The following is a 12,614-nucleotide window of genomic DNA, read 5'->3' on the forward strand; positions in this document are numbered from 1 at the left end:
CTCGACGGAGACCACGTGACCGACCTCCCCGAGTACGAACGCTCCCTGCGCATGGTGGAGCGGCGGACGCTCGCCACCGGGTTCGCCCGGCAGATCGCGATCACCACCGAACCCTTCCTCGACCTGCCGTTCCGTGACGCACGGGTGGTCGATCTCGGCTGCGGCTACGGCTACACCGCACTGGAGCTCGCAGGTCTGTGCCGGGAGGTCGTCGGCATCGAGCCGAACGGTGCGCTGGCCGCCGAGGCGACCCGGCTGGCCGCCGAGGGCGGGGCCGACAACTTCACGTTACGTGTCCAGGGCATCGGCGAGTTCGGGCACGGCGACGACGCCGGCTCCTTCGACGTCGCCGTGCTCGACAACGTCCTGGAGCACCTCGACGACCAGCCCGACGCGCTGGAGCGGATCGCGTCCTGCCTGCGGCCCGGCGGCGTCGCCTACATCCTGGTGCCGAACCGGTGGTGGCCGATCGAGGCGCACTACGCGCTGCCGTTCCTGGCGTGGCTGCCGCTGCCGCTCGCGACCCGCTACCTGCGCTGGTCCGGGCGCGGCAGCGACTACACCGACGCCAGCTACGCCCCCAGCTACCTGCGGATGCGCCGGCTCCTCGCGCGCCGCCCCGACCTCGACGCCCGGTTCACCGTGCCCGGCGACGTCAGCCTGGCCGAGGGCGGCGGGTCGCGGCTGTACTCGCTGGGCGTCTCGGCGCTGCGCCGCTTCCCGGCGTTGTGGGCGATCTCGAAGGCGTTCCTCGTCGTCGCTGTGAAGAAGCAGCCCTGATCGTGGCGCGACGGCTCCTCGCCGCGGCCGACCTGGTCGTCGGCCCGGTCGTCGCCGTCGGGGTCGTCGCCGCGGGGCTGCTGCTCGCGGACCGGATCACGGTCCCGGCCGGGTCGAACGTCGGGCTGGCCCTCACCGCGACCGGTGGTGCGCTCGTCGCCGCGGTGCTGGCCGCCGCCGCGTGGAGCCGGTCGCCGCTCGTCGCCGCGCCGCTGTCGTGGGTGGGGCTGGCGGCCCTGCCCGCGCTGCCGCTCACGCTGTTCCTGGCGAACACCCCGCACTACCTGTTCGGGGTCGGCGGGGACCAGCAGTTCCGGGTCGCGTTCCTGACCCGGTTCGCGGACTCGGCGCGCCTCGCGGACTTCGCCTACGCCGACATGCCGCCGTACTACCCGGCCGCGTGGTTCTGGCTCGGCGGGCGGGCCGCGGCGCTGCTGGGTGTCGACGCCTGGGCGTTCCACAAGCCGTTCTCGATCGCGACGCTGGCGGTCACCGCCGTCCTGACCTACGCCCTGTGGGCACTGGTGACGTCCCGCCCGCGGGCGGTCGGGGCAGCCGTGGCGACCACCCTCGCCGGCTTCGTGACACTCGCCGCGTACTCGCCGTACTCCTGGCTGACCGCGGCGCTCGTCCCGCCGCTGGCCGTGCTCGGGCTGCGGCTGGTGCGCCGGAACGGCGGCTCGTGGGTCCGGACGGCGCTGCTCGTCGGTCTCGTCCTCGGGCTGGCCGCGGTCACCCACACCCAGATCCTGGTGTTCGCCGGGTTCGTGCTCACGGTGCTGGCCGTCGACGGCCTGGTGACGCGGACGACCCGGCCCGGGACGCTCGCCGTGACGATCGTCGTGGTCGTCGCCGCGGCACTGCCGACGGCCCTGGTGCACTGGTTGCCGTACCTGCTGGCCTCGGCCGGGCAGCCCACCTACAGCGCGGGCCAGCACTTCCTCGCCGAGGCGGGGTCGCGCTGGCCGCTGCCGATGCTGGAGGCGACCCCGGTCGGGGCGCTGTGCCTGCTGGGCACGGTGTGGATCGTGGCACGGTTCCGCACGGACCCGGTCGCGCGGGCGCTGGGCGTCACCGCTGCCTGCGGCTACGCCTGGTACCTGCTGTCGACGGCGGCGCTGGCGTTCGGCAGCACGCTGCTGGCGTTCCGCATCCAGCCGATCCTCACCGCGGCACTGGCCTGTGGTGCGGTCTGGGCGGTCGCCTCACTGGCCGGCGTCCTGCGCGACCGGGGCGTCCGTGCCGGGACCTGCGCGGCCGTGGCGACGGCGCTGGCCGCGGCGGTCGTCGTCGGGCAGGTGCAGTCCGTCCCGCAGGACTACGGGTGGACCGGGACGGCCCAGGACTACCGGCCCGACGGGACGCGGCCCGACGGCTCGCGGGACCCGGCGGACGCGAACGCCTGGCTCGGGGACCTGCGCAGCACGATCGACGGTCTGACCGGCCGTCCGCCGCGGGAGGTCGTCGTCGCGAGCGCGAACGCGACCCTGCTCAGCTACGTGCCGTACTTCGCGTTCCAGGCGTCGCAGCCGCAGTACGCGAACCCGCTCGCGGACTACCCGGCCCGCACCGACGAGGCCCGCCGCTGGGCGGCCGCGGCCGACCCGGGCCGGCTGCTCGACGCGCTGGACCGGGCCCCGGAGCGGGCACCGTCGGTGTTCGTGCTGGACCGGGCCGCGGACGGGACCCTGCGGCTGCCGCTGTCGCAGGACCGGTTCCCCGACCCGCGCCAGGGCGCCGAGCCCGCGGTGTTCGCCCCGCAGCTGTTCGACGACCCGGCCTGGCAGCGACGCGACGTCGGCCCCTACGCGGTGCTGGTCCGGGCCGGGGTGCCCCCGGTGCCCTGACGGCTCAGACCTCGACGACGGTGATCACGTTGCCGTCCGGGTCGCGGAGCATGAACAGTCGCGGCGCGCCGGGGGTGTCCTCGGTGGGCAGCGGCTCCATGTCCGCGACGAGCTCGGCCAGCCGGGCGTGCTCGGCGGCCAGGTCCGGGGTCTCGACACCGATGGCGCTGCCACCGGGCTCGTCGAACATCGGCGGGTTGAGCGCGAGCCGCGCGGTCGAGCCGGGCGGGGCGACCTCCAGCCAGCGGTACTCGTCGTTCTCGCCGAACCGGGTGTCGCCGCGGACCTCGAACCCGAGCACACGGGTGTAGAAGTCCAGGGCGGCGTCCTGGTCGGCGACGGTGAACATGACGACGCCGATGTTGTTCAGGGTGGTGGGGCGCTGCGTGGGTGTGCTCATGCCCGGTACGACCGCGGCGCGGGACGGAACTCATCGGTGCAGGCCACGACCCACGTCCGCGCGTGACTGTGACCGATTCGGGCCACGGCCCGACGCGGTTCGCGGAACACTGGCGGCCATGCTGCGCGCGCGCCGACAGGCTGCGGACCGCGGCCAGGACACGGGCCGGCTCTCCCCGGACCGCAGGATCCTCCTGGCCGCTGCCCTCGCGTCCCTGGCCGTCGGGGTGTGGGCGTGCTGGTCGGTGACCGTCGACGACGCCTACATCACCTACCGGTACAGCGCGAACCTCGCGCACGGGTTCGGGCCGGTCTGGAACCCGGGCCGGACTCCGGTGGAGGGTTTCACCAACTTCGCGTGGATGGTGTGGCACGCGCCGTGGGTGTGGCTCGGTGTACCGCTGCCGGTGGTGTCGAAGCTGACCGCCGCCGCCTGTGCGGCGGCGATCGTGTGGGTGCTCGTCACCGAGCCTCGCACCCGCAGCGGCGCCGTGGTGGCCGCGGGGAGCTTCGTGCTGTTCCTCCCGACCTGGGTCCACGTCGACGCCGGGCTGGAGACCGCACCCTTCGCGCTGGTCGTGCTGCGGGCCGTCGTCCTCGCCGCGCGGCTGCTGCGCGACCCGGACGTCGTGGTCAGTTCCTGGGAGATGCCGGCGTTGCTGCTGCTCGCGGGAACCCTCCGCCCCGACGGAGTCCTCGGCGTGGGCCCCGCGCTGCTGGTGTGGCTGTGGCTGCGCCGTTCCCGGAGGTCGACCTGGCTGTGGACCGCGGGGGGCGGCGCACTGGGCGCCGGCTACGTGGCCGCGCGATGGGCTTACTACGGCCATCCGCTGCCGAACACCTTCTACGTGAAGGTCGGGGTGGAGGCCACGACCGACGGCCGGTGGATCGAGCTGACAGCCGCGACCCTGCTGCCGTTGCTCGCGTTCGCAGTCGCCGCGTTGTTCCGGTCGCGCACCGCGGGCCCGGCCGCGCTGGTGCTGGCGAGCTGCACCGCGCTGTGGATCATCCCGGCCCTGTCCGCACCGGCGATGGACTACCTGTCCCGGTTCGCCTGGCACGGGTTCCCGCTGGTGTGCCTGGCCGCGGCGTGGGCGCTGGACACGGTCGACCTGCGCCGGGTCGCAGCCGGAGCGGCGGTGGTCGCCGTCGGTTGGACGACGGTTGCAGGCCTCCTCGCACCGGACGGCCCCAGCATGGTCAACTACGGGGACGACCTCCGGCGCGCGCACATCGCCGTCGGTCTCGCCCTGGCCGACACCGACCTGCCGGCAGACCGACGGACCGTCGCGGTGTCCGATGCCGGGGCCATCCCGTACTTCTCCGGATGGACCGCCACCGACTACATCGGCCTCAACGACGGACGGATCGCGCACGGCGCCGACCCGACCGGGGTCCTGCAGGCCGACGACCCGTCCGTGGTGGTCGTCACCAGTTCCTCGCCCAGGCCGCCGGCCGCGTCGTGGCGGACGGATCTGACTCCGGTCCTCGCCGGCCGCGAGCTCGTCGGCGTCGCGCAGATGCGCCCGGAATACTTCCAGCTCGTGTTCGCGACGCCGGACGTCGCCCCGCAGGTCCGGACGGCGCTGGACCGGCGCCTCGCCGAGGGCCGCGCGGTCACCGACGCCCGGCTCGACCCCGGCTACTCCCGCTGGCTGGAGCGGGTCCTCGGGCTCAGCTGAGGCCGAGGGCGTGCCCGGCCAGGGCGCGCAGCGCGGCTGCGTCGCGACGCAGCACCGAGCCGGGCAGCTGGACGGCGGCGTTGAGCCGCGACGACACGTGCGCCCGGGCGGCGCGGGCGGCCCGGGGCAGCCCCCGGGCGTCCATCCGGTCCGCCTCCGCCGCGAAGTAGCGGCGCTCCTCGGCGAACCGGTTCCCGGCGACCGCGCCCGACCCCGAGTCGCTGGAGCGGTGGCGCCGGTAGCGGAAGCAGACGTGATCGTCGACGACCATCGTGCCGCCGTCGGCGATCACCGCGACCGGCAGCGCCAGGTCGAACACGTCCGCGGACTCCGGCATCGCGACCCGCGCCACCGCGTCGGTCCGCCAGCACAGCGACGGGTTGTACAGCCAGTTCCCCCGCAGCAGGCTCACCAGCAGGTCCTCGCCACCGACCGGGCGCGGGCCCGACCCGGACGGTGCGAGCAGCGCCTTGACCCGGTCGGCGAGCGGGCGGACCGGGCGGTCGTCGGCGTCCATCACCGCGACGCCCGGCTGCACCACCGCGGCGTCCGGCCAGCGCTCGTGCAGCGCGAGGACGGTGTCGAGGTAGTCGGGCTCCATGAGGTCGTCGGCGCCCATCATCACGAAGTACGGCAGCTCGACCGCCTCGATGCAGTACCGGTTGTTCGGCTGCGCGCCAAGCCGCTCGGGGTTGCGGCGGTACCGGATCCGGTCGTCGCCCAGGCCCGCGAACCAGGGGCCGATCGTGTCGTCGGGGTAGCCGTCGTCGACGACGGTGAGCCGCCAGTCGGTACGGCGCTGGTCCTGGACGCTGCGGACCGCACGGCGCAGGAGCTCCGGGTCGCCGTAGAAGGGGAGCATCACGTCGACGGGCACGCACCCGACGGTAGCGAGGCGCCCCCTGGCTAGGATCACCCGGCCTCACCAGCGACGACCCGGAGCACGGCGATGGACATCCAGAACCACTACTACGGCCACTCGGCCGTCCTCGCCGCCTACGCCGGACTGTCCCGGCCCCGGCACATCGCCGGTCTGCTGCAGCACGGCTGGACCGCGGTCTCGCCCGTCGCCGCGCACTTCGCGGACTTCCCGAAGGTCGGCACCGACCCCCGGCAGCGACGTCTGCTGGTGTGGTCGCACGGCTGCCGCGGCTGGTCCCCCGCGGACGAGGACCGCACGACCACCCCGGTCGGCGCCCCGGTGCTCTACCTGGAGGCGCTGCTGCGCGCGCAGGGGTGGACGCCGTCGGAGCGGCTCGGGCCGGTGTTCGTCCCGTTCCACGGCACCCGGCTGGTCCGGGTGACCGGCGCGCACGCCGACCTGGCCCGTCAGGTCGCGAAGGTCGACGGCCCGTCGACGGTGTGCCTGCACCACGAGGACATGACCGACCCGGAGATCACCACGGCCTGGCGCGACGCCGGGCACACGCTGGTCACCGCCGGTCGGCGCGACGACCCGCACTTCCTGCTGCGGATCATGCACCTGGTCGGGAACGCGAGCCGGGTCTCGTCGAACCGGCTGTCGACGGCCGTGCTGTACGCGGCCGCCGTCGGCACCCCGGCCGCGGTGTGGGGGGACCCGCTGACGTTCGGGGCCCAGTCGTCGTCGGCGGTGGACGAGCTGCGCGCGACCTGGCCGGAGTTCCACACGGTCGATCCCACCGACGGGGCCCGCCCGGAGACCGGCGCCGCGGAGGCCGACGCCGCCGCGACCGCGCTGGCCCGCCGTGAGCTCGGCGCCGAGCACCTGCTCGACCCCGCTGCGCTGCGCTCCGTGCTCGGCTGGGGCCGCACCCCGGGCGTCGGGCCGGGTCTGCAGTACTACGCGGCGTCGCCGCTGGCGAAGGCCGCGATGGTGCTGGGGCTGACGAAGCGTTCCGAGGCCAGCACGCAGGCCATGTCGGCCGGCAGCTCGAACCCGCTGCTGTGGCTTCGTCACCCGCTGGCCGCGCTGCCGAAGCCGTTGCCGCGCGGTCTGCCCACGCCGGTCACGACCGAGGAGCCCCTCGACGCCTGACCACGCCGGTCAGGCCGGCCGGAAGATCCGGCGCACCAGCACCAGCAGCGCCACCCCGAGCAGCGCGGCCAGCACGAACCGCACCGACAGCCACAGGACGCCCTCGGACGGCAGCAGCACGCCGGCCCCGCACACGACGACGCCGACGGCCAGCGGCCCGGCCAGCACCGCCTCCCGCCAGCGGGTCGGCGACACCCTGCGACGCAGCAGCGACGTCCCGGCCGCCAGGGCCAGGTAGATCAGCGGGAACCCGGCGGCGACGGCGGTCAGCGACCCGGTCCGGGCGAGCAGCACCGCCGCGACCACCCCGAGCACCAGGCTGACCGGGCTCGCGAAGGCCAGCCCGCCGCTGCGCCCGGACGCGAACACCAGGTGCACGTTGGCCAGGTAGACGACGCTGACCACGGCGCCGAGCGTCGCGACCGCGGTGACCGGCACCAGCTGCTCGGGGGCGAACGAGGCCGGGGCGAGGATGCGCAGCAGGAACGGCGCGAGCAGCGCGACCCCACCGGCCAGGGCGGCGGTGACGACGCCGACGTCGCGGGCGGTGCGTTCCAGGGCGGCGCCGCGGGCCTCGGGCGGCGTCCGGTAGATCACCGGCGCCCAGGCGTTGTTCAACGCCGAGACGATCATGGCGGGGGCGGAGCCGAGCAGCAGCGCGATCTGCATGCGGCCGCCGTCGGCGATCCCGAAGTACCGGTTCACGATCAGCACGAGCGCGTTCTGCACCAGTAGCAGCGCGACCAGGTGCGGGACGGCGGGCAGCCCGATCCGCAGCGCCCGGCCGAAGTCGCCGCGTGCCGTCCGGGGGCGGCCGCCGCGCAGCGCAAGCACGAGCCCGGTCACCGCGGCGGCGAGGTAGCCGAGCAGCAGGCCGAACAGGTAGTCGTCGGCGTCGCTCGCCCGCCAGGCGACGAGCGCGAGCCCGGCGAGCGGGCCGCCGAGCGTCGCCACCCCGGACATGACCACGAACGGCACCGGCCGGTCCTGCACACGCAGGAACGCCTGGGCGTTGAGCACCACGACGAAACCGGCCGCGGCCAGCCCGGCGAAGACCAGCCCGGCCCGCCAGGGCACCGACAGCACCGGTCCGCTCCACCACGGCCCGGCCAGCACCGCGAGCACGACCACGACCAGCGACAATGCGCTGCCCTGCAGCACCAGCGCCCGCGCGCCGTCGGCGCCGGAGCTCTCCAGGATCCCGTGCCGGGTGATCGACGACGCCAGGCCGAACCCGACGACCATCGCGCCGACCTGCACCAGGATCAGCCCGACCGCGACGACGCCGTACTCGGCGTCGCCCAGCAGCCGGGTGACGAACGGCGTGACGACGACGTTCGCCAGGATCGGGGCGACGCTGCCCAGGGTGTAGAGCGAGCCGCGCCCGAGTACCTCCCGGCTGGCGTCCACGCTCACGTCTCCCTCACGCGGAGTGCCCGAAGAACTCCCGGACCAGGGCGGAGACCCGGTCCACGTCGGTGTCGGTGAGATCGGGGAACAGCGGCAGCGAGAGCTGCTGCGAGTAGTACTCCTCGGCGTTCGGGCACAGGCCGCGGCGGTAGCCGAGGTCGGCGAACACCGGGTGCCAGTAGGCGGGGATGTAGTTGACCTGCACCCCGATGCCCCGCTCGCGCAGGTGGTCGAACAGCGCGCGGCGGCGGCCGTCGAGCACGCGCAGCGGGTAGAGGTGCCAGGCGGGCTCGGCGCCGTCGCGGCGGACCGGGGTGCGGACCTCGGGCACGTCGGCGAGCGCGGCGTCGTAGCGGGCGTGGATCTCCCTGCGCCGCGCGGTGAACGCGGCCAGCCGCGTGAGCTGCGACGACCCGAGTGCGGCGAGCAGGTCGGGCAGCCGGTAGTTCAGCCCGAACGCGTGCACCTCCTGGTGCCACGGCCCCTCGTCGGGGAAACGCTGCGCGTCCCGGTCGCGGACGAGGCCGTGGTTGCGGAACGACCGGGCGCCCGCGACGAGGTCCGAGCTCGGGGACACGACCGCGCCGCCCTCCGCGGTGGTGAGGTTCTTGGTGGGGAAGAAGCTCAGCGTCGTCAGGTCGGCCAGGTCACCGACCGGGCGCCCGTGCCAGGTGCCGCCCACGGAGTGCGCGGCGTCCTCCAGCAGCAGGGCCCCTGCCTCGTGTGCCAGCGACCGCAGCGGTTCCGCGTCGATCGGGTGGCCCGCGTAGTCGACCCCGGCCACGACGGTGGTGTCCGGGGTGAGCGCGGCCTTCGCCGCGTCCGGGTCGAGGTTGCCGGTGTCGGGGCTGACGTCGGCGAAAACGACGTTCGCGCCGAGCAGCGCCGCGGCGCTCGCCGTCGCCACGAACGTCAGCGGGGCGACCACGACGTCCTGGCCGGGGCCGACCCCGGCCGCGGCGTAGGCGACGTGCAGCGCCGCGGTCCCGCTGGTCACGGCCACCGCGGGGTTCCCGCAGACCGCGGCGAGGTCGTCCTCGAACCGGGTCACGGCCGGGCCGGTGGTCAACCAGTCGGTCCCGAGGACCGCCGTGACCGCCTCGACGTCGGACGACGAGATCGACTGCCGGCCGTAGGGGAGCATCAGTCGAGCGCCTCGACCATCGCGCGCAGCTGCTCGGGCGAGAGCCACAGGTCGTTGGTGTCCGACCGGTACGCCTGCCCGTCCGGGACCGGCTCCCCGTCGGCCGGTGAGGTGTAGCCCCAGCCGGCGATGTAGGGCTCGACGACGTAGCGGTCGGCCAGCTTGAGGGTCCGTCGCGAGTCGTCGGCGGCGATCATCTCCTCGTGCAACTTCTCCCCCGGCCGGATCCCGATCTCGTGGGTCGCGGCGCCGGGGGCGATGGCCTCGGCGAGGTCGGTCATCCGCATCGACGGGATCCGCGGCACGTACAGCTCGCCACCCTGCATCGCGTCGAAGGAGTCGATGACGAACTGCACCGCGTCCGGCAGGGTGATCCAGAACCGGGTCATCCGCTTGTCGGTGATCGGCAGCGACTGCCCGTCCGCGGCGAGCTTCTTGAACAGCGGCACCACCGAGCCGCGGCTGCCGAGCACGTTGCCGTAGCGGACCACGGCGAACCGGGTCTCGTAGGCGGCGGCGTAGTGGTTCGCGCTCACGAACAGCCGGTCGGCGCACAGCTTGGTCGCGCCGTAGAGGTTGATCGGGCTCGACGCCTTGTCCGTCGACAGCGCGACGACCTTCTTCACCCCGGCGTCGATCGCGGCCTCGACGACGTTCTGCGAGCCCTCGACGTTGGTCCGGATGAACTCGAACGGGTTGTACTCGGCGGTGTCCACCTGCTTGAGCGCGGCCGCGTGCACCACGTAGTCGACGCCGTGCATCGCGCGGCGCAGGCGCGGCTGGTCCCGGACGTCACCGAGGAACCAGCGCAGCCGCGGGTCGTTCTCGAACAGCGAGCGGCACTCGTACTGCTTCAGCTCGTCACGCGAGAGGATCACCAGCCGCCGCGGCTCGTAGCGGTCGAGCAGGGTGCGGACGAAGGCCTTCCCGAAGGACCCCGTCCCGCCCGTGACCAGGACCGACGAGCCCTTGAGTACCGACATCACGCCTCCAGATCTGCGGAATTTCTTCCGCCCGGCATGATGGCACGCGCTCAACCGGACGAATCGAAGCAGGTACGGGTGCGGGTCAACGCGGTCATCCAGGCGCGGACGGGGTCGACGCGGCTCCCGGGCAAGGTGCTCACCGATCTCGGCGGCACACCGGTGCTCGACCGGGTGGTCGCGGCCGCCCGTGCCGCCGAGGGCGTCGACCGCGTGGTCGTCGCGACCTCGACCGCCGCGGGCGACGACGCCGTGGCCGAGCGGGCCGCGGCGCTCGGCGCCCCGGTGGTGCGCGGCTCCGAGGACGACGTGCTCGCCCGTTTCGTCCAGGCCGCCGACGAGCACCCCTGCGACGCCGTGGTGCGCCTGACCGCGGACTGCCCGCTGCTCGACCCGGCGCTGGTGTCGCTGGTCGCCGCGACCTGGCGGGACGCCCCGGACCACGACTACGTCGCGACCACCCTGGTGCGCACCCTGCCCCGTGGCCTCGACGTCGAGCTGGCGCGCACCGGTGCGCTGCGCGAGCTGGCCGGCACCGCGACCGGCTACGACCGGATCCACGTGACGTCGGGCCTCTACGGCGCCCCGGAGCGGTTCCGCTGCCTCGGGCTCGTCGTCGCCCCGGCGGCCGACGACCTGCGCGTCACCCTCGACACCGCCGACGACCTGCACGCCCTGCAGGGCCTGGTGGAGGCACTGGGCGGCCGGAGCGACTGGCGGTCGGTGGTGGCGGTGCTGCGGTCACGACCCGACCTGGTGGAGCGCAACGCGCACGTCCGCCAGAAGTCCCTCGCCGAGGGCTGACCGTGCGTCTGCTGCTGCGTTGCGACGCCGGACCGTCGACGGGGGTGGGGCACGCCGTCCGATGTGCCGCGGTCGCCGAGGCCGCGGTGCTGTCCGGGCACGAGGTGTCCTGGTCGGGACGGCTCGACGGGCTGGACTGGCTGTGGTCCGGGCTGGTCCGGGAGCCCGGACCCGTGCTGCCCCCGGCCGACACCGCCGGCGGACTCGCGGCACTGGCCCGTGAGCACCGGATCGACGCCGTGCACGTCGACCACTACCTGCTCGGCGACGACCTGCGGCCGGCCCTGCACGACGCCGGGGTCGTGCTGTCCACGGTGGAGGACTTCGCGACCGGCCGGCGTCCCGGCGACGTCGTGGTCGACCCCAACATGGGCGCCGGCGACCACCCCCGCCCCGACGACGGCTCCCCCGTCCTGCTCCGCGGCCCCGGCTACGCCCCGCTGCGGCTGGCGGCCCGCCGTGCCCGCACCCGGCGGGCCCTGCGCACCGCCGACGCCCCCGGCACTGGGCCGCCCCGCGTGCTGGTCGTCATGGGCGGAACCGACGCCGCCGGGCTGCTGCCCCGGGTGGTCACCGCCCTCGCCGCCGCGGACGCCCCCGCCGCGGTCGACGTCGTCGTCCCCGGTGGCCGGCCCCTCGACCTGCCCGCCGGCGGGCCCGCCACGTTCCGCGCCGTCCCGCCGCTGTCCGACCTGCCCGCCGCGATGGCCGAGGCCGACCTCGTCGTCAGCGCGGCCGGGACGACGGTGTGGGAGCTGTGCTGCGTGGGCGTCCCGATGGCGCTGGTCCGGGCCGCGGACAACCAGACCGAGGGCTACCGCACCGTCGTCGACGCCGGTGCCGCCGCCGGGCTGGGCGGGCCCGGGGACCTCGCCGACCCGGCCGGAGCCGCGACCGTGTTGCGCGCCCTGCTGACCGGCCCGGACGCCCGCGCCGCGCTCGCCGGCCGGGCCGCGACCGTCGTCGACGGCCAGGGCGCGGGCCGGGTCGTGGACGCCCTGGCCACCGCGGTGGGCACGTCCTCCGGCCGGGAGGCACGCGTCGCCGCCGAGGAGCGGGTGCTCGCCGGGGTGCTCCGCGCCCGCCCCGCCCGGGCGGGCGACGCCGAGCTGCTCCTGGCCTGGCGCAACGACCCCGGCACCCGGCGCTGGTCGCGCAGCCACGACGAGGTCGACCTCGCGACGCACCGCCGCTGGCTCGCCGGGTCGCTGGACCGCGACGACCGGCTGCTCCTGGTCGTCGACGACGCCCGCGGCCCGGTCGGCACCGTCCGCTGGGACCGCGCGGACGCCGCCTGGGAGGTGTCGATCACGGTCGCGCCGAAGCGCCGTGGGGAGGGTCTCGCCGGGCCGCTGCTGCGGGCCGGGGAGGACGCGCTGCGCGCCCGCACCGGCGCCGGGACCCCGGTGACCGCCGTCGTGCACACCGGCAACGACGCCTCGGCCCGGCTGTTCGCCCGGGCGGGCTACGGCGACCCCACCGGACCCGACGCGGACGGCTTCCGGACCCTGCACCGCGTGCTGTGACCGGGTCGGGTGTCGTGACGCA

The 12,614-nt window shown here is 75.0% G+C and carries 11 protein-coding genes; 6 read left to right on the top strand and 5 right to left on the bottom strand.

What is annotated here, in order from left to right; genetic code table 11:
• The first annotated feature begins 15 nt into the window (after nucleotides 1-15).
• Together DMP15_RS02055 and DMP15_RS02060 are read left to right on the top strand one after the other, a co-directional pair.
• A complete protein-coding gene (locus DMP15_RS02055; protein WP_337825391.1) occupies nucleotides 16-780 on the top strand; it encodes a class I SAM-dependent methyltransferase in 765 nt (254 codons plus the stop codon).
• Between the two features lie 2 nt (nucleotides 781-782).
• Entirely contained in the window at nucleotides 783-2,627 is a 1,845-nt protein-coding gene (locus DMP15_RS02060) for an arabinofuranosyltransferase (RefSeq protein WP_337825392.1), read from the top strand.
• A 4-nt stretch (nucleotides 2,628-2,631) separates the two neighbouring features.
• Here the strand turns inward: DMP15_RS02060 and DMP15_RS02065 are convergent, their stop codons facing one another.
• Nucleotides 2,632-3,027 carry a VOC family protein gene (locus tag DMP15_RS02065; protein WP_253067717.1) on the bottom strand — a complete coding sequence of 132 codons (396 nt, stop codon included), beginning with the start codon at nucleotides 3,025-3,027 and terminating at the stop codon, nucleotides 2,632-2,634.
• Nucleotides 3,028-3,145: 118 nt separating this feature from the next.
• On the opposite strand from DMP15_RS02065, the gene DMP15_RS02070 reads away from it, so the two are divergent.
• Nucleotides 3,146-4,708: a hypothetical protein gene (locus tag DMP15_RS02070; protein WP_083657992.1), complete on the top strand. Its 1,563-nt coding sequence runs from the start codon at nucleotides 3,146-3,148 to the stop codon at nucleotides 4,706-4,708.
• Here DMP15_RS02070 and DMP15_RS02075 read toward each other — a convergent pair.
• Nucleotides 4,701-5,585 carry a glycosyltransferase gene (locus DMP15_RS02075; protein WP_073573792.1) on the bottom strand — a complete coding sequence of 295 codons (885 nt, stop codon included), beginning with the start codon at nucleotides 5,583-5,585 and terminating at the stop codon, nucleotides 4,701-4,703. The two genes, DMP15_RS02070 and DMP15_RS02075, sit on opposite strands and share 8 nt — an antisense overlap.
• A 72-nt stretch (nucleotides 5,586-5,657) precedes the next feature.
• Between DMP15_RS02075 and DMP15_RS02080 the strand changes: the two genes are divergently transcribed.
• Nucleotides 5,658-6,725 (top strand): hypothetical protein, encoded by a 1,068-nt coding sequence (locus tag DMP15_RS02080; protein WP_073573791.1) that lies wholly within the window; start codon nucleotides 5,658-5,660, stop codon nucleotides 6,723-6,725.
• 9 nt (nucleotides 6,726-6,734) lie between these two features.
• Here the strand turns inward: DMP15_RS02080 and DMP15_RS02085 are convergent, their stop codons facing one another.
• From DMP15_RS02085 to pseB, 3 genes are read right to left on the bottom strand one after another with little or no spacing between them, the layout of a single operon-like run.
• The gene (locus tag DMP15_RS02085; protein ID WP_337825393.1) at nucleotides 6,735-8,135 is read right to left on the bottom strand and encodes a lipopolysaccharide biosynthesis protein; all 1,401 of its coding nucleotides are present in this window, start codon (nucleotides 8,133-8,135) and stop codon (nucleotides 6,735-6,737) included.
• A gap of 13 nt (nucleotides 8,136-8,148) precedes the next feature.
• Complete coding sequence (locus DMP15_RS02090; protein WP_100879172.1) at nucleotides 8,149-9,279, bottom strand: DegT/DnrJ/EryC1/StrS family aminotransferase; 1,131 nt, start codon at nucleotides 9,277-9,279, stop codon at nucleotides 8,149-8,151.
• Nucleotides 9,279-10,262 carry a UDP-N-acetylglucosamine 4,6-dehydratase (inverting) gene (gene pseB, locus DMP15_RS02095; RefSeq protein ID WP_062399211.1) on the bottom strand — a complete coding sequence of 328 codons (984 nt, stop codon included), beginning with the start codon at nucleotides 10,260-10,262 and terminating at the stop codon, nucleotides 9,279-9,281. The genes DMP15_RS02090 and pseB overlap by 1 nt, the downstream gene beginning before the upstream one ends.
• Nucleotides 10,263-10,301: 39 nt before the next feature.
• Between pseB and DMP15_RS02100 the strand changes: the two genes are divergently transcribed.
• Complete coding sequence (locus DMP15_RS02100; RefSeq protein WP_073573846.1) at nucleotides 10,302-11,066, top strand: cytidylyltransferase domain-containing protein; 765 nt, start codon at nucleotides 10,302-10,304, stop codon at nucleotides 11,064-11,066.
• A 2-nt stretch (nucleotides 11,067-11,068) separates the two neighbouring features.
• Entirely contained in the window at nucleotides 11,069-12,592 is a 1,524-nt protein-coding gene (locus DMP15_RS02105; protein WP_073573788.1) for a bifunctional UDP-2,4-diacetamido-2,4,6-trideoxy-beta-L-altropyranose hydrolase/GNAT family N-acetyltransferase, read from the top strand.
• The last annotated feature ends 22 nt before the right edge of the window (nucleotides 12,593-12,614 follow it).

Source organism: Pseudonocardia sp. UM4_GMWB1, from assembly GCF_017312155.1.
Lineage (GTDB): Bacteria > Actinomycetota > Actinomycetes > Mycobacteriales > Pseudonocardiaceae > Pseudonocardia > Pseudonocardia alni.